At 47.2% G+C, this 25,613-nt stretch carries 24 protein-coding genes; 2 read left to right on the forward strand and 22 right to left on the reverse strand.

The window, feature by feature from the left end:
- Positions 1 to 105: 105 nt before the first annotated feature.
- From L7E55_RS14120 to L7E55_RS14140, 5 genes are all read right to left on the reverse strand, one after another.
- Positions 106 to 1,023 carry a DUF4338 domain-containing protein gene (locus tag L7E55_RS14120; RefSeq protein WP_277444942.1) on the reverse strand — a complete coding sequence of 306 codons (918 nt, stop codon included), beginning with the start codon at positions 1,021 to 1,023 and terminating at the stop codon, positions 106 to 108.
- A gap of 160 nt (positions 1,024 to 1,183) precedes the next feature.
- A complete protein-coding gene (locus L7E55_RS14125; RefSeq protein WP_277444943.1) occupies positions 1,184 to 1,408 on the reverse strand; it encodes a hypothetical protein in 225 nt (74 codons plus the stop codon).
- A 100-nt stretch (positions 1,409 to 1,508) separates the two neighbouring features.
- Positions 1,509 to 2,294: a prolipoprotein diacylglyceryl transferase gene (gene lgt, locus L7E55_RS14130; RefSeq protein WP_277444981.1), complete on the reverse strand. Its 786-nt coding sequence runs from the start codon at positions 2,292 to 2,294 to the stop codon at positions 1,509 to 1,511.
- A gap of 209 nt (positions 2,295 to 2,503) precedes the next feature.
- Positions 2,504 to 2,923: a prenylated flavin chaperone LpdD gene (gene lpdD / locus L7E55_RS14135; RefSeq protein ID WP_277444944.1), complete on the reverse strand. Its 420-nt coding sequence runs from the start codon at positions 2,921 to 2,923 to the stop codon at positions 2,504 to 2,506.
- Positions 2,924 to 3,007: 84 nt separating this feature from the next.
- The gene (locus tag L7E55_RS14140; protein ID WP_277444945.1) at positions 3,008 to 5,473 is read right to left on the reverse strand and encodes a two-component system response regulator; all 2,466 of its coding nucleotides are present in this window, start codon (positions 5,471 to 5,473) and stop codon (positions 3,008 to 3,010) included.
- A gap of 294 nt (positions 5,474 to 5,767) precedes the next feature.
- Between L7E55_RS14140 and L7E55_RS14145 the strand changes: the two genes are divergently transcribed.
- Positions 5,768 to 6,064 (forward strand): carbohydrate-binding protein, encoded by a 297-nt coding sequence (locus L7E55_RS14145; RefSeq protein WP_277444946.1) that lies wholly within the window; start codon positions 5,768 to 5,770, stop codon positions 6,062 to 6,064.
- Between the two features lie 46 nt (positions 6,065 to 6,110).
- Here L7E55_RS14145 and aroB read toward each other — a convergent pair whose 3' ends face one another.
- The 6 genes from aroB to mobA are packed head-to-tail and all read right to left on the reverse strand — an operon-like array spanning position 6,111 to position 10,936.
- On the reverse strand, positions 6,111 to 7,190 hold the full coding sequence (aroB, locus tag L7E55_RS14150) for a 3-dehydroquinate synthase (protein ID WP_277444947.1): 1,080 nt from the start codon (positions 7,188 to 7,190) through the stop codon (positions 6,111 to 6,113).
- A gap of 5 nt (positions 7,191 to 7,195) precedes the next feature.
- A complete protein-coding gene (locus L7E55_RS14155; protein ID WP_277444948.1) occupies positions 7,196 to 7,711 on the reverse strand; it encodes a shikimate kinase in 516 nt (171 codons plus the stop codon).
- 6 nt (positions 7,712 to 7,717) lie between these two features.
- A complete protein-coding gene (gene aroC, locus L7E55_RS14160) occupies positions 7,718 to 8,881 on the reverse strand; it encodes a chorismate synthase (protein ID WP_277444949.1) in 1,164 nt (387 codons plus the stop codon).
- Position 8,882: 1 nt separating this feature from the next.
- Positions 8,883 to 9,773: a shikimate dehydrogenase gene (gene aroE / locus L7E55_RS14165; protein WP_277444950.1), complete on the reverse strand. Its 891-nt coding sequence runs from the start codon at positions 9,771 to 9,773 to the stop codon at positions 8,883 to 8,885.
- Positions 9,757 to 10,281, reverse strand: a complete 525-nt coding sequence (locus L7E55_RS14170) for a YqeG family HAD IIIA-type phosphatase (protein ID WP_277444951.1) — start codon at positions 10,279 to 10,281, stop codon at positions 9,757 to 9,759. Before L7E55_RS14170 ends, aroE begins: the two co-directional genes overlap by 17 nt.
- 52 nt (positions 10,282 to 10,333) lie before the next feature.
- Positions 10,334 to 10,936 (reverse strand): molybdenum cofactor guanylyltransferase, encoded by a 603-nt coding sequence (gene mobA, locus L7E55_RS14175; protein WP_277444952.1) that lies wholly within the window; start codon positions 10,934 to 10,936, stop codon positions 10,334 to 10,336.
- Between the two features lie 280 nt (positions 10,937 to 11,216).
- Between mobA and L7E55_RS14180 the strand changes: the two genes are divergently transcribed.
- Positions 11,217 to 11,594 carry a sigma-70 family RNA polymerase sigma factor gene (locus L7E55_RS14180; RefSeq protein ID WP_277444953.1) on the forward strand — a complete coding sequence of 126 codons (378 nt, stop codon included), beginning with the start codon at positions 11,217 to 11,219 and terminating at the stop codon, positions 11,592 to 11,594.
- Positions 11,595 to 11,861: 267 nt separating this feature from the next.
- Here the strand turns inward: L7E55_RS14180 and L7E55_RS14185 are convergent, their stop codons facing one another.
- The 11 genes from L7E55_RS14185 to L7E55_RS14235 all read right to left on the reverse strand — a co-directional run bounded on the left by L7E55_RS14185 (position 11,862) and on the right by L7E55_RS14235 (position 25,610).
- Positions 11,862 to 13,736, reverse strand: coding sequence for an ABC transporter ATP-binding protein (locus L7E55_RS14185; RefSeq protein ID WP_420852053.1), 1,875 nt, complete (start codon positions 13,734 to 13,736; stop codon positions 11,862 to 11,864).
- Positions 13,729 to 15,465, reverse strand: a complete 1,737-nt coding sequence (locus L7E55_RS14190) for an ABC transporter ATP-binding protein (protein ID WP_277444954.1) — start codon at positions 15,463 to 15,465, stop codon at positions 13,729 to 13,731. The genes L7E55_RS14185 and L7E55_RS14190 overlap by 8 nt, the downstream gene beginning before the upstream one ends.
- Positions 15,466 to 15,779: 314 nt before the next feature.
- Entirely contained in the window at positions 15,780 to 17,540 is a 1,761-nt protein-coding gene (locus L7E55_RS14195) for an MFS transporter (RefSeq protein ID WP_277444955.1), read from the reverse strand.
- A gap of 69 nt (positions 17,541 to 17,609) precedes the next feature.
- Entirely contained in the window at positions 17,610 to 18,119 is a 510-nt protein-coding gene (locus tag L7E55_RS14200; protein WP_277444956.1) for a MarR family winged helix-turn-helix transcriptional regulator, read from the reverse strand.
- A 913-nt stretch (positions 18,120 to 19,032) separates the two neighbouring features.
- On the reverse strand, positions 19,033 to 20,535 hold the full coding sequence (locus L7E55_RS14205) for a recombinase family protein (RefSeq protein WP_277444957.1): 1,503 nt from the start codon (positions 20,533 to 20,535) through the stop codon (positions 19,033 to 19,035).
- Positions 20,508 to 20,663, reverse strand: coding sequence for a hypothetical protein (locus L7E55_RS14210; protein ID WP_277444958.1), 156 nt, complete (start codon positions 20,661 to 20,663; stop codon positions 20,508 to 20,510). The genes L7E55_RS14205 and L7E55_RS14210 overlap by 28 nt, the downstream gene beginning before the upstream one ends.
- Positions 20,664 to 20,776: 113 nt before the next feature.
- The gene (locus L7E55_RS14215; RefSeq protein WP_338091229.1) at positions 20,777 to 21,649 is read right to left on the reverse strand and encodes an RpnC/YadD family protein; all 873 of its coding nucleotides are present in this window, start codon (positions 21,647 to 21,649) and stop codon (positions 20,777 to 20,779) included.
- A 66-nt stretch (positions 21,650 to 21,715) separates the two neighbouring features.
- Positions 21,716 to 22,414, reverse strand: coding sequence for a TadE/TadG family type IV pilus assembly protein (locus L7E55_RS14220; protein WP_277444961.1), 699 nt, complete (start codon positions 22,412 to 22,414; stop codon positions 21,716 to 21,718).
- A gap of 27 nt (positions 22,415 to 22,441) precedes the next feature.
- Positions 22,442 to 22,894, reverse strand: a complete 453-nt coding sequence (locus L7E55_RS14225; RefSeq protein ID WP_277444962.1) for a TadE/TadG family type IV pilus assembly protein — start codon at positions 22,892 to 22,894, stop codon at positions 22,442 to 22,444.
- Positions 22,851 to 23,285 (reverse strand): TadE/TadG family type IV pilus assembly protein, encoded by a 435-nt coding sequence (locus tag L7E55_RS14230; RefSeq protein WP_277444963.1) that lies wholly within the window; start codon positions 23,283 to 23,285, stop codon positions 22,851 to 22,853. The genes L7E55_RS14225 and L7E55_RS14230 overlap by 44 nt, the downstream gene beginning before the upstream one ends.
- A 399-nt stretch (positions 23,286 to 23,684) precedes the next feature.
- A complete protein-coding gene (locus L7E55_RS14235; protein WP_277444964.1) occupies positions 23,685 to 25,610 on the reverse strand; it encodes an Athe_2463 domain-containing protein in 1,926 nt (641 codons plus the stop codon).
- Positions 25,611 to 25,613: the final 3 nt, after the last annotated feature.

Raw genomic sequence — 25,613 nt, forward strand, 5'->3', positions numbered from 1 at the left:
GGTTCGGTAAAGCGGGTCTGGATACTTGCTTTATCTCTCTGTTCACTTGTTGCTGACGTAAAGCTTTCGCCTTGTACTGCGCTTTTTGTATGGAGGCGGGTGTGCTCACAGCACTTCACCTCCGCTTATACGTTCACCGTAAAGATGTGCCCGAAAGTCGGGAACCAGCGGATACATGAAAATCTGTTTGGGGGTGGACAAGTATTCGGTATAACGGTCCATTCTACCCCTGCCTGCTGTCAGACCAAGTGGTATCCAATTAGCTGCTCTATAACAGGTTCCTTTGTAATGCTCTATATCCACAAATGTTTCCAGTAGAACCGGCTCGTAGCCATACCGCTCCTGAAAATCGCGGCGTACTTGTTTTGCGGCCAGCGACAGCGCTTTGCTGGCTAAATTTTTTATCTTTACCCAAGGGAAGATCAGAAACCGTGTGTTATTCACCACCAGGTGCAAGCGTTGACTGCGCTCTTCTTTAGTCCAGCCGATCCAAATATCTCGTTCGGCCAATGCCCAAGCTGCAGCTGAAAACAATATGCAACCCAACCGCTTCTTCTCCGCTGAACCGGACCAAATAAAATACCGCTGATGGGCGCCGAAGGGGCGCTTGTATCCTAGCTTGTGGTAACGCTCCACATACTCGTTCCACAGGCGAATCCCTTCTTTGCTGCGTACACTCTCCAATTCAATTGGCTCATATTCGAATACTGTTCCACCTATCTCTGGTTCGGGTTCGGTTCTCTGTCCGGGAACTACCTGTTCGCGTGAATGGGGTTGTGTTTTTTTCTTTTCCGGAAGCACTAGCTCTTTTTGCCTTTCAAGCTTATCCAGCAATTGTTTGCAGGCATCTATCTTATAGCGGCCATTGGGAGCGTTCCAAGACAAGCCTTCACATATCGTCTTCGCCAATTCGTGGCGACTCAATTTCGGAAATAGACGCACCGTTTCGATGACATCTCGAAGTTCTTCAGCTCTAAACATACGCCCGCATATTAATATGAACCCATTTTCATCATGTTTCATAGTGTTGGCCCCTTTCTTCTGGTAACCCTCACTATTATCTCATAACGAATATAATTTGTCCAGTAGGGTTTTGCGAAAAAATATTCTCTTTAAAAGGATACAACGCCTTTAATTTAACGGCTCTGAGAATTATGCGTCAGTACTGGGCAGACGTATCGACTTATTTCAACGATTTTTGCACCTGCTGCAAAACATCGCCCACTTGATCGTTAAGCTGCAAAAGGCGGGCGCATTGCTGAGATATGTCGGGATGACCGGCAGACGCTACTTGTTGCAGCAGCTTGCCCATTTCCACAGTGCCGTTCTGTGCATCCCGGATAAAAAAAGAAGCTTGCTCACGCGATAGCAACTCACTTGCCCTGTGTTCAAAAAGGCCGGAAAACAAGATGTCCAAACCCCCATTTCTGTAGTCTGTAGTCTGTAGTCAGAATAAAATAATCTTCTTGAATTATTCTGTATTCTGACTCCCGGATGCTGACTACCTGTTATTTAGTATGCTCATCCTGACGAATACTATGTTTGTCTTGTTTTCTGCTGACATACAATCCGATTGCCGCGACTATAAAGATTACACTGACAACTTGAGCCGCCCGGAGCGGCCCCAGCATCAAGCTGTCGGTACGCAACCCTTCGATAAAAAAGCGTCCGGCGGAATATAAGGCCATGTAGGCTAGCAGGATTTGACCGTGAAAATCCGCCCGCTTGCGGTAAATCATCAAAAAAATAAAAACAAGCAGATTCCATAATGATTCGTATAAAAAAGCCGGGTGGTGGTATTGCCCGTCGATGAACATCTGCTTTTGCATAAAAGCGGGGAACCTGCCGATAAACTCCCGGGTGACCGGACCGCCGAAAGCTTCCTGGTTAATAAAATTGCCCCAGCGGCCAATCGCTTGTCCGAGAACGACGCACGGCGCGAAAATATCTCCCATTTGCCAAAAATTCAGCTTATGTTTTCTCACATAGAGGAGACCCGCCAGAGCACCCCCCAACAGGCCGCCGTGAATGGCCAGCCCGCCGTGCCGGACGGCGAATATTTCAAGAAGGTTGTAGCTGTAATCCTCCCAGCGAAAGAGAACGTAATACAATCTCGCGCCTATTATCGCGGCTGGGATAATGTAAATCAACAGATTAAGCACATGATCGGGATCTATACGGCTTTCCGAGGCGAGGCGGTAAGCCAGCGCCGCGCCGATGATGAAGGCGGCGGTCATAATAATTCCGTACCAGTAAATAGCCAAAGGCCCGATATGAACGGCAACCGGATTAATCATATTTCCCCTCCGGAGAGTATAAATATCTGAAAGTATTCAGAATTCAGGAGTCAGAATTCAGAATGTTTCGGAACAATAAACCGTAACATTATTCTAGATCCTGAGTATTTATCATTTTAGCATAATTTCCTTACATATCAAAGAAACAGACTGGCTATTACCAATCCGCTTCTTTTACGACCTTTTCTTATATGTCCCTCTTTCTCTTATTCTGACTTCTGACTCCTGACTCCTGACTCCTTTTCTGCTCTTGTTAAACTGTCTATCAACATCCGCGCCGCTTCATGGCTGTTTTTTACCAGCGCCTCGACATCCTCCGGACCGGCGTTATACACATGCATGCCCGCCACCACCAATACAGGCTTGCCGCAGACAACCGCTATCCGTTCGGCGACAGGCTTGGCTATTTCATCATCTTTATGGCCCAGCAGCGGAATAACAATAGTATTGCAACTCATCACGCCGGGGTCCCTCAGGCTGGGCCTGGGCAGACTGAGGGCGGCGGCTCCGACATGTGTCCTTTCACCCCCGAAAAGCTGCACAACCAAACCGTCGCCGGTAACCGAAACCAGCAGTTCGACCCTGTGTTTCCCTTCCCCGGCCGTATAATACTTTTTTTCAACCAAAACTCTTTCCCCCAAAAAAAGAAGCGGCTGACCTTAGTCTACCCCTTCTTTTCCATAATCTTGCCCAAAACCCTGTTGAAAAAGTTAACCAGCGCTTTCCCGGCGAATCATTTCTTCAAACTTTTCGGGCGGAACAGGCTTCCCAAACAGGTAACCCTGCATTTCATCACATTGATGCTGCTTTAGAAAGTCATACTGTTCTTCGGTTTCCACGCCTTCCGCCACCACACCAAGTTTGAGGCTTTGCCCGAGCACGATAACAGTTGAAGCAATCGCCTCATTATCTTGATCAGTGCCTATCTCACGGACAAAAGACTTGTCAATTTTTAGTTTACTGATTGGAAAACGCTTTAGGTAATTTAGTGAGGAGTAACCCGTGCCAAAATCGTCAATAGCCAGTTGAATACCCATATCCTTTAATTCATAAAGCATTTTCACGGTGTACTCGGCGTTTTGCATGGCCACGCTTTCGGTTATCTCCAACTCCAGCCAGCATGGTTCCAATCCGGTTTCTTCTAAAACCCGTGACACTACTTCAACCAAATTTTGCAATTGAAACTGGCGCGCCGAAAGGTTCACCGCCACGCGCAAGGGAGGGTAACCCGCGTCCTGCCAGGCCTTGTTCTGGGCGCAAGCGGTGCGCAATACCCATTCGCCTATTGGCACGATCAATCCGGTATCTTCCGCCAAAGGGATAAAATCCCCCGGCGGGATCAGTCCCCGCTCAGGAACCTCCCAGCGCACCAAAGCTTCCATGCCGATTATCTTTCCCGTATTAATATTTACCTTGGGCTGGTAATAAACCACAAACTCATTACGATCCAGCGCGCGGCGCAATCCGTTTTCTATGGCCAGCCGTTCAAAGGCCTTGGCGTTCATGGCCGGAGTATAAAGCTGGTAGTTGTTTTTACCGTTCTCTTTAGCCCTGTACATCGCGGTATCGGCATTTTTCAGCAAGCTCTCGGCATCTTCACCGTCACTTGGATAGAGGGCGATACCGATGCTCGTGGAGATGTAAAGCTCATGAACGTCAATACGCACCGGTTCCCTGACGGCTCGGAGAATTTTGCGGGCAACCTTGGCCGCGTTTTCCACCTGAAGTATTTCCGGCAACAGCACGGTAAACTCGTCGCCTCCCAATCTGGCGACGGTATCGTCTTCACGCACATATCCGACCAGCCGCCTGGCGATAATTTTCAGCAACTGGTCTCCCAGACCGTGGCCCAGCGTATCGTTTACCAGTTTAAACCGGTCCAGATCGAGAAACAGCACCGCCAGCATCTGTTTATTGCGCTTCGCGTGCGCTATTTCCAGAGTAAGGCGGTCCTTGAAAAGCATCCGGTTTGGCAAACCGGTTAAAGCGTCGTGAAAAGCCTGGTGCCGGATCGTTTCTTCATAGCGCTGCCTTTCCGTGATGTCCCTCGAAACAAATACAACCCTGCTTTCGCCGGTTACAGTCTGATACGTTTTTCCCGTGCTCTCAAACCAGCGCAATTCTCCGCTCTTATGAATAAACCTGTAAATGACCTGTTCTATAGCCTTATGCTCAAAAACTCTCCTGAACGACGCTTTGACAGCGGGACAATCCTCGGGATAAATCAGATCGACAACTTTCCTGCCAATCAACTCACCCGGCTCATAGCCCAAAACATCCCGGTAGTTTGGACTCAGGTACAAATACCGCTCATTGCTGTCTATCTCACTGATTAAGTCATAGGTGTTTTCGGTAAGTGTGCGGTGGCGCTCCTCACTTTCACGCAAGGCCTCCTCAGACCGCTTCCGTTCGCTAATATCACGCAGGATAACGGTATACAACTGTTGCTCGTCGAAATAAAACTCGCTTATCGTTAATTCGATGGTGACTGCCGAACCGTCTTTCCTGCGCCCGGAAATCTCCCTGATCGCGCCGGCGCGCTGGTGTTCCCCGGCGATCTGGCCGCCGGAAAGGCAGGTATCGTAATCTATGTAGAACTCCGGCATCAGCAGGTTGATGTCCTGTCCGAGGACATCCCCGCAGCTGTAGCCGAAAATGCGCTCCGAAGCAGGGTTAAAAGACTGGATAACACCGTCCGTATTGATGGTGATGATACCGTCGAGCGCATGGTCAATCAGTGTCCGGTTGAACGCCTCACTCTGTTCCAGCGAAGTCTCAGCCTGCCTGGCATGCAGCATCCGCCGCACGCGATGACGCAAAACCGCCCAGTGAATGGGCTTTGTTATATAGTCGGTAGCCCCTGCCTTAAACGCCATGTCCACATCTTTGTCATCTTCCAGTTTGGTAATCATGATTACCGGCACGCGATCCCCGCCGGGGAGTTCCTGCAACCGGGTGCAGGCGGTAAAACCATCCATCACCGGCATCATGCAGTCCATCAAAACAATCTCCGGCCGTTCCAGTCTAAAAACGGACAGCGCCTGCGCGCCGTTCTCCGCATCAACAACTTTATAACCATCGCTTTCCAGGACCTGGCGCAGTTTAAACCGCATATATTTAGAGTCATCCACCACGAGAATCAAGGATTTCTTTCCTTCCCCAACTTTACCTTCCATATTTTACCTCTTTTATTGTCTTGTTTATACCTGTAGAATGCCGTCACAGTTAACAATCTGATTACAATAACGTCATAAAGCGTCGGGGGTTCCTAATTATGGATTATTAATTCTACATGCTCACCTTGAAATCCTTCCATTGAAAAACCAGCAAAATCGATAATATTCTCAATGAATATTATGGTTGAATTAAGTTTTATAAGCTTATTTTACATTAATACACGGTCATAAAAAAGTTTGTTTAAGGCCAAGATAAATAATAGTTTCAAATAAAAAAAAGGGGGGGGGACTTAAATGATGGCAAAGGGCTGGAACGATTTTCAAAAAGGTGTGGAAGTAAAGGCTAGCGATTATAGCAATGATATTACCATCTGCTATAATGGTCTTCTGGCAAAATCAGGCGCTGACCAGGTATTTTTGCATTACGGCTTCGGTGACCGCTGGATGGATACAAGCACCGATAAAATGAATAGAACCTACAGAGGATGGGAAAAGAACATTAAAATGAAAAGCGACAAAGTGAATTTTTGTTTCAAGGATTCAGCCGACCACTGGGATAACAACAATGGCAGCAACTGGATAGTCCGTTAGCGGCAGGTCAGGGGCAGCTAAACTGCCCCTATTTTATTGAATCCTGTTATTGATTAAAGAATTTTTCAATTAACTCATCGCTTAAATTCTTTTTTATCGACACTTTGCCGATACTCAAGGGAAGAACAAAAGTCAAACGTCCGCCGGCAGCTTTTTTATCGTGATAAAAACTATCGACGAGATCTTTCGGCGCAAGATTATCCGGCAATTCCAGCGCCAGACCCGCGCGACGGATTAACGCTTCGATCCGGCTGAGATCGGAAATGTTTAACAATCCGAGCGCCACGGCCAGCCGGGCGGCAGAAACCATACCGATGCCTACCGCTTCACCGTGCGTATATTTACCGTACCCGGCAAGAGCTTCCACGGCGTGGCCGACAGTGTGGCCGTAATTTAGGATAGCCCGCAGGCCGCCTTCAGTTTCATCTTCCTCAACCACCTTCGCTTTAATCCGGCAAGACTCCCGGACAACATGGATAAGCGCCTCGGTATTACCTGCCAGTAACGCCTCGATGTTTTCTTCCAGCCAGGCAAAAAAATCCGCGCTCCAAATAACGCCATACTTAATCACTTCGGCCAGCCCCGACCGCAATTCACGTGGAGGCAATGTTTTCAACAGGTTTACATCGGCTAGCACAAAACCAGGCTGGTAAAAAACCCCGATAATATTTTTCCCTCTGGGGTGATTAACCGCCACTTTACCGCCTACGCTGCTGTCCACTTGGGCAAGAAGCGTGGTCGGCACCTGAATGAACGGCACCCCGCGCAGGTAGGTCGCCGCGACAAACCCCCCCACGTCTCCGGTCACCCCGCCGCCGAGAACAACCACCGGGCTTTTTCGATCAATCTCTTTGTCGAAAGCCAAATCATAGAGGCGTCCGGCTGTGGCCAGCGTCTTATTCTGCTCTCCGTCGCCGATTTCGCCAAATGTCACATCAAAACCGGCTTCCTTTAGGCTCTTTTCAGCATCCGGTCCGTATAAGTTTCTAACGGTGCTGTTGGTAATCAACAGCGTGTTTTTCCCAACCGGCAGTTTTTTTAAACAATTGCCAAGCTCTGATATAATTCCAGCGCCTATATAGATTGGGTAACTCCTGTCCCCCAAATCAACTTTTATTATCTCCATGAACGTTACAACTCCTGCTTTTCTTCCAGATACCGGACAATCTTTTCTACTACTTCCTCCTGGGGGAATGCGCCGGTATCCACAGTATATTCAGCCACATCATAGGCATTCTGGCGCTCCCTTAACAATTTCTCAATTTGTTCTTTCAAATCACCTTTGGCAAGCAGGGGCCGGTTCTTCTTTTTTTTTACCCTATTGAAAATAATTTCAGGCAAGGCGGTCAGACCGATCAAAACGCCGTTTTTTTTCAGGAGAAAGACGTTTTCCGGGTCTAATACCATCCCCCCGCCGGTTGATATGACCAGCCCTTCTTGCGGAGCAAGTTTTTTAACCAGAAGCGCTTCCTCAGAACGAAAACGAACCATACCGTGGCGGGCAAAAATCTGTGCCACAGTTTTACCGGTAACGCTTTCAATTTCTGTGTCGGTATCAACAAACCTCCGATTGAGCCGTTGCGCCAGGCGGCGGCCCACGGTCGATTTGCCTGTTCCCATAAACCCGATTAAAACAATGTTCTTCAATGAATACTACACCTGCCTTAGATATAACAGGTAGCTATTCCAATTGTCCTTTAATTCCGCCAGGCTGTCACAGCCGCACTTTTCCAGGCACGCCGCGGCTATTTCCCAGGCTACAACCGCCTCGCCAATCACGCAGGCGGCTGGAACGGCGCAAGTGTCGGAACGCTCTATTGACGCTTCCACAGGTTCCTTGGTAATTATGTGTACACTCTTTAAAGGCCGGTAAAGTGTCGGTATCGGTTTCATAGCCGCACGCAACACTACCACCTCCCCATTTGTCACACCGCCTTCAATGCCCCCGGCATGGTTGGTCCGGCGGTAAAACCCCTCCCCGTCTTGTCCGTAAAAAATTTCATCCTGCACAAGCGAGCCCGCCTGCTCCGCCGCCGCGAAACCCAGCCCAATTTCCACGCCTTTTATTGCCTGAATACTCATGACAGCGGCGGCCAGCCGGCCGTCCAGTTTCCGGTCCCATTGAACGTAACTGCCCAAGCCGGCGGGAATGCCGTAACAATTTATTTCGAAAACGCCTCCGAGCGTGTCGCCTGCTTGCCGCGCCCGGTCGATTTCAGCGATCATTCGCTGTTCCGCCACGGGATCGGCGCACTGGAGTTGCGAACCGGCCAGCCCGGCTGTCAGCTCCTCCATGTTGAGACTTCCCGCATTAGCTTCGGTACCGCCGATTCTTACCACCTGTCCGATAATCTTGATTCCCAGTTCTTCCAGGAGCCTCCTGGCCACGCTGCCCACCGCCACCCGGGCGGCGGTTTCCCTGGCGCTGGAGCGCTCCAGCACATTGCGTATGTCTCTATGCCGGTATTTTAAAGCTCCCGCGAGATCGGCGTGTCCCGGCCGCGGCCGTGTGACCACCCGTTCTTCCACACGCCCGTCCGGTTCCGGCGACATTATCTCAGACCAGTTATCCCAATCTTTGTTCTCCACTTGAAGAGTAATCGGGCTGCCCAGAGTCAATCCCCCGCGCACCCCGGACAGGAAACGCACAGTGTCGCTCTCAATTTTCATCCTGGCGCCGCGGCCGTAGCCTCCCTGGCGGCGCGCCAGTTGCCTGTTGATATAATCACCGGTCAAGGGCAGACCGGCCGGCATGCCCTCAATAATCGCCGTGAGAACCGCACCGTGAGATTCCCCCGCAGTAAGATACCTCAACAATTCAAATCCTCCAGTGCAAACATTTTAATAAACTTTCCCTCATTACCTCTACCGGAGCAGTCTTGCCGGTCCATTGTTCAAAAGACAGGACTCCCTGGTACAAAAGCATCCCTATGCCATTTAGAGCAGTTGCGCCAACCTGGCTGGCGCGTTTCATAAACATAGTTTCCGGGGGATTGTATATCAGATCGCAGACTACCTGCCCAGGGCCAAACGATGATAAAGGCAGCGGGATGGTTGAGCCTTCATCCGGATGCATCCCCACCGGCGTAGTTTGCACCACCAGATCGGCAAGCGGCAGTTCTTCGGATAGATCAGGGTTTTCCCCGCTCACAGGCCATGGGACCACTTCAGCCACCGGCAACCCTGTATTCTTCACAAGTAGGCTGGCCAGCGCTTCCGCCCGTGTCCTGGAGCGATTGGATAAAAATAGTTTCCTTATGCCGGCCAGGACCAGTTGGACTGACACGGCCCGCGCCGCGCCGCCCGCACCCATGATCAGCGCCGTCTTACCAGCAGGGCTGAACCCGGCCTGTTCCTGCAAGGCGCGTAAGAATCCTCTTCCGTCAGTATTATCACCAAGCAAACACCCTGAATTATTGACAATCGTATTGACTGCGCCAATCAAGCGGGCTTCTTCAGTAATCTCATCCAATAAGGGCAACACGGCTTGTTTATGAGGAATAGTAACATTAACACCAGCCAGCCCCAACGATCTAACCGCTTCCACCGCTGCTGGAAGACGGCTGGGTTCAACTAAAAAAGGCACATATACAAAATCAAGATCAAGCGCGTCAAAAGCAGCGTTATGCATTGCCGGGGAGAAAGAATGTTCCACGGGACAGCCGTAAATCCCGCAAACTTTTGTCCGGCCGTTAATCCCGGTTAACATAGACAACCTCTTTATACTTGCTCAGTCTGGCCAGTACAAGCTTTTCCAGGGGGCGGCAAATCAGCCTCGAGCCCCAGAAATCCTTGCCCTGCATGGGAACGACCAGGATAGTATGCAGACCTGCCAAATTCCCGCCCAAAATATCAGTAAATATCTGGTCGCCGACCAGCGCTGTTTCTTCCGCGGAAGTCCCCAACATTTTCATAGCTCGCCGAAAGGACTTAGCTAACGGCTTAACCGCGCGGTGGATTGAAGGAACCTCCAGCAAACCGGCGATAGCCGCAACACGTTTACGCCTGTTATTGGAAATTATGCCTACTTTTAAACCATGCTGGCGGAGTTTATAAATATAACTGGTAACTTCCGGTGGAAACTGGTAAGAGTCCCTCCGGATAATGGTATTGTCCAAATCAAAAAGTACACCCTTTATTCCCAGCTCTTTCAACCACTCAACCTGAATATCGGTAATCGATGAAACATAAATTTTTGGAAATAATAAATTTAACAAACTCCGGCGCTACCTTTCTTAAAGAATATATGGTTAATAAAGCTAACTATTCTTAATTCGTTATCTTTTTGTCAGCCATCTCTCTTGCCTTATGCAAATCCACCGGTGTATTGATATTGAAAAATAAAGTTTCAATGTCAATATGCGAACAATAGTTTTCCATATTAACATAATTTACCCTTACCCGAGGAAAGAAACCATCAATTTTGTATTTGTTCGCAGCTAAAGATTCTTCAATAACCGGCAAACAACTCCGGCTGTAAGCGGCAAACAGAGGCTGCAGGTAAATTCCGTGACTCGGCACGGCAACATCGTATCCTTCCACCTGCCGCATCATAAAGCACGCCAGCTTCGCGGTGACGAAAGGCATATCGCAGGCAACAACCAGGATCTTATCATGTTGTGCTTCGTGAAGCGCGGCGTGGACACCACACAGGGGACCTTTGCCTTCAATCAGGTCGTTAATGACTCTTAAACCGAGATTCCGTCCTGTCTCCGGGTCTCCTCCGGAAATCAAAACCTCTGCGAACACTTTTTTAAACTCTCCGGCTATATGTTCGAGCATCCCCTGAGGTCCTACTTTCAGAAACGCCTTATCAGTACCCATCCGAACGCTTTTCCCGCCGGCCAGGATTACCCCTGTGGCCTGAATCATCTTTTCCCTGCTCCTTCCATGATGCTAATAAGGCAGTACATATTATATTTTACCTGAGACGGATTGCTGAGACAACTAATTCCAGCGGATGAACCAGGTTACTACCATATATAATTTCCGGGCGGCATAAAAATATCATCCAAATTAATGCTTCTCCAACTGGACAAAAAACCCTTTATTTAAACAATTTTTATTAGGACTTGCACCAGTGCAGGCACCGCATTCATATTATTATCTTATATGCATGAATCATTAAACAAATTAGGGGGGATAGATGTAGATGCTATCTGGTCTCTGGGCTTTGACTGTGGTATCTCTGGTCAACGGCCTCCTGCTGCTCGTCTCGTATATAGCTAATAATTCTTTTCCACAACCGTTATCTGAGGAAGAAGAGCTAAAGTACCTCCGCCTATTAAGCTGCGGTAACGAAGAAGCGCGCAATATCCTCGCCGAGCGGAATTTAAGACTAGTTGCACATGTTGTAAAAAAATTCGACAGCACAGGAGAAGATTCGGAAGACTTGATATCTATTGGTACAATCGGCTTAATTAAGGCGATTAACACCTTCAACCCCGGTAAAGGGACCCGGCTGGCAACCTACGCGGCAAGATGTATCGAGAATGAAATGTTAATAACAAAGCCTAGCGGACGATATTAGAAATAATGGAACTATCTAACTGTTCCCGAGATTTGGCAACTATAATTCAAGTTAACCAAGTAATCCAAATTACCGGCCCACTGCTCCGATCGGCAACGCCATGCGGTTAGCGCCGGTAACAATGGCCGGCTGCTCAATCCATATTTGTCATGGCCTGCGCTTCTGGTACAATTACAATCTTTTAAGCCCTTTCGGTACCGCGCAGTCACGCCCTATTTTCCAACAGCTAATGTGGCAACTTGAGCCGGATAGCACCTTCACCAAACTCTAAGCAAAAACAGAATGAAATTCTTCCATATCATATCCCAGCTGACTTATGACCATTTTGTAATAAACTCCATGGTTTTTCATGAGTTCCTCGTGGGTTCCGCTCTCCAATATCTCGCCGCTACCAATGACCATTATTTTATCAGCATCACGAATTGTTGAAAGGCGATGTGCAATTAAAAAGCTGGTGCGATGCTCTATAAGCGTTAAAAAGGCATTTTGGATTTCCTTTTCGGTTTTTGTATCAACGCTACTTGTGGCCTCGTCTAAAATTAAAATCGGGGCATTGCATAGAATGGCCCGGGCAATCGCAAGCAATTGCCGCTGTCCCTCACTGAGATTATCCATGCTGCCTGTTACAATAGTATCATAGCCCTTCGGCAGACGGGATATAAATTCATCTGCATGAGCCACTCTAGCCGCCTCTCTAACTTCCACATCAGATGCGTGCGGCCTTGAATATCTGATATTTTCATATATAGTACCTGTAAAAAGGCAGGTATCCTGTAAAACAACAGAGAAACAGCTTCTCAGGCTTTTTCTGGTAATGTCTGTGATATCGGTATTGTCAATTAGGATGCTGCCCTGTTCCAATTCATAATAGCGGCTCAGAAGATTAACAATCGTTGTTTTCCCTGATCCGGTCTCGCCAACCAATGCTACCATCTCCCCTGGTTGAACTTTAAAATTGATATTTTTCAATACAGGCTTGCCAGCATCGTAGGAAAACGAAACATTACAGAACTCAACTTTTCCTTTCGGGTTATTCAACTCTTTTGCCCCAGCCGTATCCGGAACTTCCTCATCTTCATCCATTATTTCAAAAACCCTTTCCGCACCAGCCAGAGCCGACTGAATGTTATTGAACATTCCGGCTATATTATTCAAAGGCTGCCCAAATTGCTTTGAATATGTGAGGAAGCTCACTACTACACCGATGGTTATCATTCCCTTGGCTGATAGTATTCCTCCGGCACATGCTATAAAAGTGAAGCTTAAATTATTGATTACATTCATAAACGGCATCAAAAAACCCGCCCAAATTTGAGCTTTTGTGGAATAACTGCATAGCTCACAGTTTGTTTTTTTAAAATCCTCCAGGACATTTTGCTGCCGGTTGAACGCTTTTACCATTTTAAGCCCGACAATATTCTCTTCTATTACTCCGTTCAAAGCGCCCAACTTTTGCTGCTGGCCCCCAAAATACCTTCGACTGTGTCTGGCGATGACTTTTGTTAATATAAGAAACAACGGAACAGATACCAATACAACAAGCGTTAAAATCGGACTTAAAACCAGCATCATGACAAACGCGCCTGTTATGGAAAAAACGCTGGCAATAAGCTGTGTTGTCGTCTGGGAAATGGTATTACTGATATTATCAATATCATTTGTTATCCTGCTCATTGTATCCCCATGAGACCTTGTGTCGTAGAAGTTGAGCGGAACCCTCTGAAGCTTCGAAAAAAATTCAGCTCTCATATGCTTTACCAGTTCCTGTGTTACCTTAGCCATCAGCACACCGTTCAACGTATCAATAATCCAGCTTGCCAGGTAGCATAAAACAAGAGCAATTAGTATTGTTCTTAAAAGAGAAAAATCAACCAAATTTGTATTTATGTTAAAGGTATTTATTACTCTACCCACTAATAAAGGCGTAATAATAGAAATCGCAGTAGATATTATAGTCAGAAGCGCCGCCAACAAAATGGATTTGCGCCTAATCTTGAAAATCTTAACTAACCTGATCAGAGTTCCTTTTGTATCCCTGGGCTTTGCTGTTGGGTTAAAGCGCTGATGCCCGACGCTCCTCATCCTTCTCAGATCGGGCATGTTTTCATAATTTTTATTTATTACGATATTCTTTTCATTCATATATATCACCGTTCAAGTTTCCACCAATTTGGGACTCGAAAATTCCTCTATAGGTATCACATGAATCAAGCAGTTCATTATGGCTGCCAAATCCGACCTTAACCCCGTTGTCAAGCACAAGGATTTTATCGGCAGACATTGCGGTTCCTATCCTTTGCGTTATCATTATTATTGTTTTTTCAGTATCAGCAGTTTTCAAGCCTAGCCTGACTTTCGCTTCCGTGACTGCGTCAAGAGCGCTTGTGCAGTCATCCAAAATTAAAACTGGCGACTTTTTTACCAACGCCCTTGCGATGGAAATGCGCTGCTTTTGGCCACCGGAAAGGTTTACTCCACCTCGTCCCAAAATACTTTCATATCGATTGGGCATCCTTTGAATAAATTCATCGGCCTGCGCAGCTAGGGCCGCTTTTATTATTTCTTCTTTTGAGGCATTCGGATTACCCCATGCTATATTTTCAAATACCGTCCCTGTAAACAACATGCTCTTTTGCGGAGCCAACGCTATATTATCCCTCAGCGTATTGCAATCGAGCATTTTAATATCATTGTTATTAAAGCAGATCGCACCTTTTTCGACATCGTAAAAGCGCAAGCACAGCCAAGTAAGTGTTGTTTTTCCCGAACCAGTGGGGCCGATAATTGCCAGCGTCTCCCCCCTGTCAACCTTAAAAGTAAGATTGTTAATAGCCGGCATACCGCTTCCATTGGGATACGCAAAAGTCACGTCGTTAAATGAGAGCCCTTCGAAGTCGTATTTTATCGTTTGTTTAACGCCTTTAAAGTCCTCTTCACTGTTTAAAACTTCATTGATTCTTTCTGTAGATGCTTTTGTCCTTACAAAAATATTAAATATATTGGTGATCATAATAAGAGACGCCATTATTTGAGTCATATAATTTATGAAAGCCGCCACCTTGCCAACTTCGATTTCACTGTTGCTGAACAGTACACTGCCGGTATAAAGGATCGAAGCAATTCCCAAACTGACGGTAAGTGACATAACGGGCGAAAAATATGCAATAACAAGCTGAGACGACGCACTTTTATCCGATAAATCCGCATTGGCACCATCGAACTTTTCTTCCTCTTCTTCATACCTTCCAAAAGCCTTAACCAGTCTTATACCCAGCAGATATTCCTGAACAACCGTGTTGACTTTGTCAATGGCATACTGTACCTTTGCAAAACGGATATAGCTCATTTTCATACTGATTATAATGAAAGCTGAAACTATTACCACGACAAAAAACATGATAAAGCTCAGCTTCGGGCTCAGGATCACGGCAAGAATGATACTGCCTAAGCAGGTGACAGGTGCTTTAAAGAAAATCCTCATCAACCCGTTGATGAACTGTATTACCTGAGATGTGTCGTTTGTTAAACGGGTTATCAGCGAGCCGCTTTCGATTTTATCTGTGCTGACTTCAGAAAAATGAATTATTTTTGAAAATACGTCGCACCTTAAATCCACACCGAAATTTTGAGACACCTTACTTGATAGAATATTTCGGGCAGCCGCGAAGCACGCTCCAAACGCAGTTATCATAAGCATCAGCAGACCCAGCCTGATCACGATATCCACACGGCTGCTTTTCACGCCCTCGTCAATAATGCGCGCCATAATTGTCGGCTGCAGCAGATCGCACATTGCTTCAAAAAATACACAGCTGACAGCTATAATAAACGGAAATTTATATTTGTTAAAATAATAATTGTAAATATCCATAATTACTTCTGCTGCTTCTCCGCATAGATGTGTTTAACAGCTTCAGTTAAAAGCTCCGGCGAAACCAAGGACACCTATTAAGCCGATCCAGTTAACACGGCGGCGGCGTACCCACAGAACAATGGTCCAAGTGGCCGGAAAAGCTCCAACAATAGCTAGAGCGATGGTAAGGATTGGTTCTCCTGGTGAACCAGGCTCTCCAGAATGCGCTGCATACCTGCTTCATGGATCGTGCCGCCCGAGGACGGAACACCCTGACTTATATTTTTCCATTGTTGTTTTCTTAACACTTAGTTAAAGTATACGGCTGTTAATTAGTCCTCCTGACCGTGGATATATTTTTCTCCTCGCATAAAGGATGCCACCGCCGCCACCACAGACATAACTGCGGAAAAATAAAAGGTCAGGCGCATGCTGGCAATAAATGCCGGGGCAATCAGAGAAGGAAAGAAATCTTTGCCGAGCACCAAGTTTTGGGTTGCTACCGGCAGATTCACCAATACCTGTTGAGGAATCAACTGCTCCATCGGATTGTAGCCCAAAAATGCGGCAAAAAGTGCCCCGGTAGGGGGTAAATTGGCGATTTGCCGGGCTTCTGCCACCGGAATGCCAGAACTGAGCAGCCCCTGGTACATTATCGGGGGTAACTTGGCGGCCAACCCCATAATCACAATGGTAAAAAACAGGCTCATGCTTAAAAGTGCCCCGGTATTCTGAATCGTAGCCCGCATTCCCGAAGCCACTCCCCGGTATTCCGGGGGCACGGAGTTCATAATGGCTGTTGTGTTGGGAGCCGCAAACATACCCATGCCCAGACCCAATAGCAGCAGTATCAACAAAAAGGTCAAATAGGGAAAGTTAGCCGGCAAAGTGGCCAAAAGTAAAAAGCCAGCCAGGGTAAGCAACATACCCCCGGTGGCAAAACCACGGGAGCCAAAACGGTCGGACAACCAGCCGCTCAAGGGTCCCATGAGGAAAAACCCAGCCATCATGGGAGTCATATATATCCCCGCCCAGAGAGGGGTATCCTCAAAATTGTAACCATGCAGGGGCAGCCAGATGCCTTGCAACCAAATGACTAGCATGAACATCAGGCCGCCACGGGCCACAGAATATAGAAAGCCGCTTAAATTGCCCGCGGTAAATATGCGGATGCGAAAAAGGCTCAGGCGAAACATTGGCTCCGACACCTTTAGCTCCACCCAGAGAAAGACGGCTAATAGCACCAGCCCCGCCGCGATGCCGGCAATCACCAACGGGTTGCCCCAGCCCGTTTGGGACGTACCGTATGGCATAATGCCGTAGTTTAAGGCAATTAATAAAACGGTCAGCCCCACGGCAAAGGTTGCGTTACCCCAAAGGTCTATTCTTTGCCTTTCATTTACGGCCCCGGTTTCCCTTAACTTAAGGTACGCCCACGCGGTACCCAAAATTCCCACAGGCACGCTGATTAAGAATACCAGCCGCCAGTGGAACACAGCCAGCACTCCTCCTCCCAAAAGGCCCAGCAGGGAGCCCCCCACGAAGGCTATTTGGTTTAAGCCCATGGCCATGCCCCTTTCCCACGGAGGAAAGGCATCGGTCAATATAGCGGTGCTATTGGAGAATAAAAACCCTGCCCCCACCCCCTGCAACAGGCGAAAACCAATTAACTCCAAGGCCCCGGCGCTGCCCTGGCCTGGAGTTAAAAATAACAGGATGGAGCTCAGGGTAAATATGGCAAAGCCAAGATTATAAAGCCGTACCCTTCCGAATATATCCGAAAGGCGACCAAAGGAGACCAGTAAAGTGGCCGTCACCACGGTATAGCCCATCAATACCCACAAGAGGTAAGAAATCTGGTCCGGGGCCAGGGGATTAATGTTTATGCCCCGAAAAATGGCTGGCAGGGAAATCATTATAATATTGGCATTAATGGAAGCCATTAGCATGCCCAGGGTGGTATTGGAGAGGGTTACCCACTTGTATTTATCGCTTTGCTGGGCCGCCCGGGTAACCGGCCTTTTTTCACCATTTACCCGGTTTTTGGCCGGTGAACTTTGAGAAAAGCTTGGATTAGTTTTTTTATCCGGCAAAATGTTTACGCTCGTTTTGGCACCTTCTTTAGCTAGAAAATGATTGACGTAAATAGGTCAATAAAAAGGTTATGGGTCGGGTTTACTGCAAAAGCCCTCGTCAGACGCCACCACCTGTTCTTTTAAGCCACTAATAATCCTCTCCAAAAAATCATTAATTTGCGTTAAATCCTCCGGTTCGGATAGTGCCTTTTCAAGACGCTCACAGCGAAACTTCAACACCTCTTTATAAACAGCCCGGCCTTTTTCTGTTAAATGCAAATACACCATCCGCCGGTCAGCCTGCTGGCGCACCCGCTGCACTAGTCCCTCTTTTTCCAAACTGTCCGCCAGCTCAGTGAGGCTGGCTGCAGAGATCAACAGCCGGTTTTGCAGTTCCGTCATGTTGACATCCTGTCTGACATGCAAATAACGCATTATCCGGTAGCGGGAAAGGCTTAAACCCTTTCTCCCCAGGTATAGCTGGGTAAGATATTTCAGTATCCTGTTGGCCCTGTCCAGATTCTCTTCAAACTGTTGTAAGTATTCAACTTTTGTTTGCATGATATCCCGCATATCCCGTATATTTTTTTCATCCATAGGCAAAACTCCCCACGGCCTTTTATTGTTTCAGTAAGTAATTTGTTAGCAATTTGTTTATCGTTATCTGAATGAGGCAAATATCGCCTATATCGCCTATCATTCTTATGCTTTACACCGACAACATCGTGGCTGCTGCAAATCTGCTTGCCGGTGCTGCTAATTCGGTTTCGCATTATTAATAAACTTGGTAACATGGAGGTCTCGATTAAAAAAATTTTCCATGGAGCAGTTAAGTGAGTAAGTTAAAAGAAGGCTTGGAGCCTAATTCTCCCCTAAAACATAGGATACCTTAATGTTTGGATTGCTTATTATTAGCTTTCCTTAATATAAAGAAACTAAATTAATTATAGCACTAACAAAAATCTCAATCAATAATCGGGTAAGTCTCATGGCTTGTGACTTAACCCATACCCAGGTATTTAAGGCCCTGCAAGATATGCATAAACGCGGTGCATAGGTAGGTAGTTAAGGTTCACATCATCTTTAGCCCTATGTTTTTCAATATTTTTAAACGTCTTTGGGTTATTACCGCCACGACCGCTTTGGTTGTTGTTCGGCCGATGGTCCATGTGCCTGTCCCGCTGCAGGTGGCTACCACGTTGAATGTGGCTTACGGGCCGTTTACACAGGCATTGTTAATTTCATCTACTGTTGGAATACTTACGTCCTAGCCATAGCTGTGAAGCTAGTATAACTACAGGTAGAAAGGCCACCACTTGGTGGTCCAAACCCCGCGGTTTCTATTTAAATTTTAAATATTTTATAGATACCTAATCTTATCTAGGTGGTTTTCTATCTTAACAACGCTTTTCTACTGATCGCCCGAAAGCCGGATCTGTCAAATGATTCCTGAATATCGTAATTTACTAAATAACCCTGTTTGTTATTGAGACTGAAACAATGGTAAGTCCTAGCGTACGATATCAGAAAAAACGGAACTGTCTATTTGCTCCGGAAGTTTAGCAACTATAGTAACCTGCGTATCTTTTAAACCGTTCCTGCCCGGTTGGCCCCGGCCGGCTATAATTACCTGGGAAACCAAGGTTCTGATCAGGGCTTTTTTATCACTAAAGTCCAGGCTGTTTAACTTGGATAAAATCTGCCTTGAGATAAGCCTTAATTCTTCCAGGCCGGATATGTACCTGTAAGCCTCGCTTAAAACTGCTTCCAGTTCTTTTTTTCTGTTCTCAAGCCTTTCTTTCCTGCGCTTTAAATCGGTTAGCTTATTTTTAGTATTGGTGTCCAGTTCAACCAATCCTAAAGCAAGCGTGTCAAGAATGGAGTTGCGTCCTTTTTCGACTCCTTTCAGGTGTTCTTCAATTCTATCCAACTCCTGCCTTAGCTCTTCCTCCCTGGGTTCTTCGCTGACCGCTTCTTTAGCTAGTGTGTCTGGATCATTCAGCCAGACTTGTACTTGCTCCCATACTGCGTTTTCGATTACTTCCGCTGGCAAGAACTTGGCAGGAACGCAACCCCTGCTTTTAGCCCCCTGACTGTTTTTATGGCAAGTATACCGGCGCTCCCTCTTATCCCACCAGTTTGTATAGACACCGGTCATAGTGTTACCGCACTCGGAACAGGATATTAGCCCGGACAGCAGGTATTCATTTTTGCTCAATCCGGCCCAAAGCCGGCGAGCTTCCTTTAGTTTCTCCTGGGCTTTATTCCAAGTTTCACCGTTTACTATATCAGGCACTTGAATAGAAAATTCCTTATATCGCCAAAACCCCACATAAACAGGGTTTCTCAAAATTTGCCTGATTACGTTGCGGTGCCACTTTCCCTTGCCTTTCCTTGTAGGTATTCCCATTTCATTCAACCTTCTGGCAACACCGTTCATGCCTATATCTTCGTAAACGAACCAATTGAAAATATTTATCACAACTGGCGCTTCACTATCATTCACCGTAACTTTACCCGAATCCGGAGTATAATTATAGCCATAGTTGTAAAAACCTATTGGTACACCACCCTGCCTGGCTTTCTGATCTTTACCCCTTACCATCCTGTCCCTGATTTTTTCACGTTCGTATTCCGCTATAGCCCCCCGGACGGAATAAAACAACCTGCCCTCCGGAGTGTCCTTCCAGTCGAAATCAAGGAATTCAATCTTTACACCGGCCTTTTCAAATTCTTCTGTGAGAAGCAACTGGTGTGACAACTTTCGCGACAGCCGGTCCGGATCTCGGACTACAAGTAAGTCAACCTGATTGTTTCTGACGGCGCTGCGCAAAGCTGTAAGGCCGGGCCTGTCCATTGTGCTGCCGGATATACCTTCGTCGGCAAATTCGGTAATTACAGAAGCACCCAGGGCGGCGGCCCGGTTGCGGCAGGCTGCTTTCTGCTCCGCGAGAGAAAAGCCATGCCGCACCTGATCATCCGTGCTTACTCTGACATAGATTGCTGCTTGCATTTTTTCGCCTCCAGGACCTTCTTAGCAAGCAAGCGGTATGCTTCCTTTAAACCGCTGCTTCCATCTTTAGAATACACTATTTTTACTATTGGACGTTCTTTTTTTTCTTTGACATAAGCTCCGCTCATCCGTCATCACTCCCTATATAAAAGTTTACGCGGCTACAGGTTTGTCTTATTGCTTGAAAGAAAGAAAAAAGCCCTGGGTATATTACCCAGAACCTGGTGAATAACTTCTGTATTTAGTTTGACTTCAAGTCAATGAAAACACTTTCAAATTCCTCAAAAGTTTTCGCTTTCACAGCCCGGCGCAGGATTTTCTTAAGTATGTCGCTGTTTCTGATTTCAGATAATCTTTCCTTTAGCCCAACAGGACGCTGCCCGGTATTCTCCTCAAGGGCTTCCATGATAGCCTCGACTATCCCTTCATCACGGCCTCTTGCTTCCCATTCTTCCCGGATGCCGTCAAAAAACGGGGAGTTTTCCATCTTGCTCACCTCCAGTATTTTTTGAACCAAACCCTTCTGGAGCCTTAACGCTGCTAAAACACCCAATGCAAGATAAAGAGTAGACCTTTCTTCTACTCCTTGCACCTCAGATTCGAACCGACTGGCACACTTCTCAAGCACTGCCTCTGGTGGCTCCTCCTGCCGCATCAGCGGAGCTAGTGGCAATAACCCCACCGGCCCCCGGTAAAGTAGATCCCGGCCGGCAATGTCTTGTAGGTTGATTTGTCGGTAGTTGAAATCAACTACTGTCAGGTCAAGGCATTCAAACATGTACCGTCCATCCTGCCGGCTGCCGCCGGTCAGGTTGATTACTACCGGGTAAACTGGTTTTTCGTGCCGGCAGTGGTGCATGGCCGTGTATTCCAGCAGCCTTCTCGCCATTTTTCGGTCCGGCCTGGCCTGAAATTCAACTAACATTAGATACTCGTAGCCGTCTTCACGTACTTTGACCAGCGCGTCAGAAGTGCGCTGCACGGCCACTGCTTCTTTGTCTTTGTCCTCGATTTGCTCCACTGCAACCGGTACACCCCTGACAAAGGAAGCGATCTTGTCCATGTATCTCTCAGCCAGGGCTTTGATGATCAGGTCGTATTCGGCCAAAGGCATCACCCCTTTGTGGTTATAATTATATCAGAAGTGGTATTATTAAAACACTAAAATAATCACGGTTCCTTAATTGCACGGATCCTCTGCTGTTCGGTGCCATTTGCCGTTAAGGTCATAATAATAAGTTAGTCCCTGTGAACACTTTTTTGAGTTGAGGTAAGAAAAGTCAACTCCTGGTGCCATCGTGTTTAAAAAGCTCATAAAGAGCGTTTTCACCTTACCGGTTGTTTCAACTACCACGGAAGGATAATACGGACTTTTTCTGTCCTGGTAGGTAGTTATCTTTGTTATACTTGATGCCCCGCCCTGATCGGCGCTCATCTCTTTTGGCTTATTCGCGTTGAAAAACATTTCCGCCGCCAACTCTGCGTTGTTGCCTTCGTACTCAACCCAACGGTTAATGATTTTTACCGGACCACAACCGCAACTGCAGCAATACTTTTTATAACCGTTATTTTCGATGAGTTCTTTTTCTGTGCCTTCTCTTATGATGACATCGCCGCAATCAACGCAGCACGGGCTGCATGTTTCTACGCCACAACAAGTTCTATAACTTCCGGGGTCAATAGACAGCCTGACATACCTGGTTGCGCTCAAAGCTCCGGCAACGGCCGCCGACTCACCGGCTGTTTTCAGCTTTTCGGAAGCTGCCGCGCGGCGCGTGTAGTCAACAGCAACGGCGGACACACCAATTAGAATCACTATCACAACGGCCATAATAGGAAGTATGCTTCCACGCTCGTCAGACAGAATATTTTTAAACATAACTTGCTCCTTTCCTGGTTATCCACCTTAAGGGTTTTTCTTTGTAAAGTCCCACCACCCAAACGTGGCGTTTGCGTTGATATTAATATCGCTAAGTGACGCCTGGCCTACCAGAGCAGGGAAAGTGTAGTTGAACAATTCGATCTGATATGTGCCGTAACACTTTTCAAATGTCCGGTTCCCGTCTACCTCCTGCTGGAAGGTTATTGTAAGGTTCTCCGGTTTTAACCCCCACAGCCAGGCGGCCTGGTAGGCTTTTGAGTATGCCATACTGGTGTTGCCGGTTATAACTGCTTCTCTTGCACCTTCTCTCACCACTCTTTGTAAAGACACATAATCCCGGAACGCAAACGATAAAGTGACAGTTCCGAGGAACAGCACGATAAGGATAATGAAACAAAAAGCGAATTCCACCAAAATGACGCCCTTTTCGTCCTTAATTAAAGTATTTCTGGTTTCCCGACCGGAATCTGTACTCACCGGTAGTCTGCGCCTCCCTTGAAATTGTTACTTTTCCTGTCCAATTGGAAGCTGAGGGGTTAAAGAGCTTTACCAGGCCCGGCATATATGTTTCCATATCGGCTTTAACAAGAGCACAGGCTACGTCTCCACTCCAATAAACAGAAACCTCTTTAGTGGATAACGCTATTCCAGTTTTATTGAGGTGATAATAAGCTATTTGATTAGCCTCGCTGTAATTTCCCGTTACCGCCAGTTGGTGCGCCGCAAGCCGGGCGGCCTGGCTGGTTTGTGTGGCGTTGTAAATCCACAGGCCGGTAATAAGTAACATGAATACCATACCGATGAAAACCGGCCCTATAAAGCCGAGTTCCACCAATATCGACCCTCGCTCGTTTTTTATGATCTTCAATCATTTTCACCCCCCCTAAAAAAGACACCAACAGGTGTTTAACCAGTTGGTGTCTTGACAGTTTTTTTCAGTTGTAATAATATTGCTTTAATAAATGGAAATACTATTACTGAAATACGGCTCGTGTGCCTCACTCAACCGAGGCTTTATAGGTTTCCCAGGGCGCTGCTAACACCCTGGGAAAAGCTATTTTATTGCCAAGTTGATTACGGATACAACGAGGGTTAGTCCGAGAAGAATGGCGATAATAAGCTGTATTACATCTGATATCTTCACCGGCCTCACCCCCCTTCAGATTATTAATCCCCCGGTTGGTGAGGCCCGTACCAGAATAGTATTTCCGGGCTAATTATACCACATTTTGCCGTTATTTTGGTGAGATTGTGGTATTTTAGATTTTTACCAGTGTTTTTCCGAATCTATAATCTCCCCGTGCAATTTATCGTCCTGAATTTCAGGTGGTTTATTGTGTATATACTCAATCGTGACGCTATCCACGTTATCGGGTGGGTAGACATCCGTCCAGGAATCGTCAAAAGGCCAAGCCTGCGCCTCTACATTGTAATATCCCGGTACTGATGCTGTTATGTTATATTCGTACTCGTAGGGACTTCCTTTTGGAGGGAGGTCGAACGTTTTAACCACAGTACCACCATCTCCGCTGATTGTTAACCTTACCGGTAATGTTTCGGGCAGTTCATCTTTCCGGCTCACTATCACCGTTGCCCACATATAGGCCGGGTTGTCCGTCGTACTCCAGGGATTCATGCCGGGGATTATCTGAACCTTGATGTCATAGTCCTTTCCCTTGACTGTGTAGGGTACTTCCATCCGGTTGTCGCCCGGCCAGTCACCACTTAGGAAGTTAACTTCATCCGGCGGGTTGGAGTGGTCCGGGTTGATCATGGCCGCAACGCTGTATTCTCCTGCAAGGTCAGGAGTGAAACTGAACGGCAGCGTTTTTTGCTCACCTGCCGCCAAGTTTGTCACTATAGTGTTCTCCGCTAGTACCGTGCCGTCTAAACGTCTTGCACGCCATAATGTTTCAACGTTTGCAAAACCCATCTCGGAATCGTTCTTGACAGTTATTACACCGCTGGTTAACTGCCCGGGTTGGCCGGGTTCGGGCGAGAGGGTGATGTCGGTTACTTTAAGATTTTTTACTTCACCCTGCAACTCCGCGAACTTCGTATTATTGGTATTTGTCAACTCTGACCAATCCATGTCATTCCATGCTTCTTGCGGCAGCGTATTTTCCAGTAAGGTATTTACGGCCGCACCTATCTTCACGGGACCGCCGTCAGATGTCCAATCGAAAGTTACTTCAAGGGTGTCTTCCGCTTTGTTGCCTTTGACGCTGTACCAATACACGTTGGTCAGATCCGGCACGGGTTGAAGGTTTTTTAGCTGCACCAGTTGACCGTTAATCGCAACGCCGAAGGGTACGGCGTAATCTTGAGACAGTTTTACCTTGCCGCCCTCCAGCACGTCAAACAGTTCCTTCGTCTTCGGGCTTGACAGGAAAGATGAGTCGGGCTTAGTCTTTAACACTACTTTCCCCGTGTATTTTTTACCTTTCTGTACTTTTTCGCCCTTGGGCACTCCGGGGTCGATGCTTTCCACGATGAAGTCGGGTATAACATCCCACTTCACTGTTATAGTTTCGTAATACACCCCGCCGAGATCACTACGGTTGTGCCAATGCCTCACCGTCCCGGTAAGTCCTGGTTCCGGTTCAGTCAGTACCTTGAAGTAGTCTCTTATCGTTACGTTGAAGTCGCCGCTTTTTAAGGCGGGATTGTTGGTAAAGCTGTCCTCCGCGCCCGGGTAACCGATGCGTTTGTTATAGGTTTGCAGGGTTTTTGCGATGATTGACCAGGTTTGATCGGAATAAGAATTTGAATTCTGCAACGCACAATAATTTTCATACCATGGTTGGAATATCATATCCCGTTGTGCCGGGGCGATCTGGTCGGGCGCGTCCATTGGAAATAACTCGTTTGTGAAATCGCTCCCATCAATTGTCTTACCCAAATAGCGCGGCTCCTCACCGGGGTGGCCCAGGTCCATGCCGTTGGCTTTCTGCCAGTCGTTGCCGTCAGCGTCGGGCGGGGCGGGCTTCCAGTCGTTGCTGTCTATGTCCGTGGGCAGGCCGTAGACAATCTGGCCCCGGTCGAGGCGTGCTTGTAAGCCCCATCTTTCCGCAGGCAAGCCATTAATCTGAAGCACTTTTTGCAGCTTGTCTTCACCGGCTTGCGCCTCCGAAAAGGAAAACCCTGCAAGCAGGGTTAGTAAAACAAATGCAGCTATTAATTTACGTAACACTTT

The sequence above is a fragment of the Pelotomaculum isophthalicicum JI genome (assembly GCF_029478095.1).
GTDB lineage: Bacteria > Bacillota > Desulfotomaculia > Desulfotomaculales > Pelotomaculaceae > Pelotomaculum_D > Pelotomaculum_D isophthalicicum.

Bases quoted from the DNA above. Each gene is read 5' to 3' on its own strand.
- L7E55_RS14190 (WP_277444954.1), bottom strand. From the start codon at position 15,465: ATGGATATTTACAATTATTATTTTAACAAATATAAATTTCCGTTTATT.
- L7E55_RS14120 (WP_277444942.1), bottom strand. From the start codon at position 1,023: ATGAAACATGATGAAAATGGGTTCATATTAATATGCGGGCGTATGTTT.
- mobA (WP_277444952.1), bottom strand. From the start codon at position 10,936: ATGATTCAGGCCACAGGGGTAATCCTGGCCGGCGGGAAAAGCGTTCGG.
- L7E55_RS14140 (WP_277444945.1), bottom strand. From the start codon at position 5,473: ATGGAAGGTAAAGTTGGGGAAGGAAAGAAATCCTTGATTCTCGTGGTG.
- L7E55_RS14215 (WP_338091229.1), bottom strand. From the start codon at position 21,649: ATGCCTTTGGCCGAATACGACCTGATCATCAAAGCCCTGGCTGAGAGA.
- L7E55_RS14220 (WP_277444961.1), bottom strand. From the start codon at position 22,414: ATGTTTAAAAATATTCTGTCTGACGAGCGTGGAAGCATACTTCCTATT.
- L7E55_RS14185 (WP_420852053.1), bottom strand. From the start codon at position 13,736: ATGAATGAAAAGAATATCGTAATAAATAAAAATTATGAAAACATGCCC.
- aroE (WP_277444950.1), bottom strand. From the start codon at position 9,773: ATGTTAACCGGGATTAACGGCCGGACAAAAGTTTGCGGGATTTACGGC.
- aroB (WP_277444947.1), bottom strand. From the start codon at position 7,190: ATGGAGATAATAAAAGTTGATTTGGGGGACAGGAGTTACCCAATCTAT.
- L7E55_RS14180 (WP_277444953.1), top strand. From the start codon at position 11,217: ATGCTATCTGGTCTCTGGGCTTTGACTGTGGTATCTCTGGTCAACGGC.
- L7E55_RS14210 (WP_277444958.1), bottom strand. From the start codon at position 20,663: ATGAGCGGAGCTTATGTCAAAGAAAAAAAAGAACGTCCAATAGTAAAA.
- L7E55_RS14205 (WP_277444957.1), bottom strand. From the start codon at position 20,535: ATGCAAGCAGCAATCTATGTCAGAGTAAGCACGGATGATCAGGTGCGG.
- L7E55_RS14145 (WP_277444946.1), top strand. From the start codon at position 5,768: ATGATGGCAAAGGGCTGGAACGATTTTCAAAAAGGTGTGGAAGTAAAG.
- L7E55_RS14200 (WP_277444956.1), bottom strand. From the start codon at position 18,119: ATGGATGAAAAAAATATACGGGATATGCGGGATATCATGCAAACAAAA.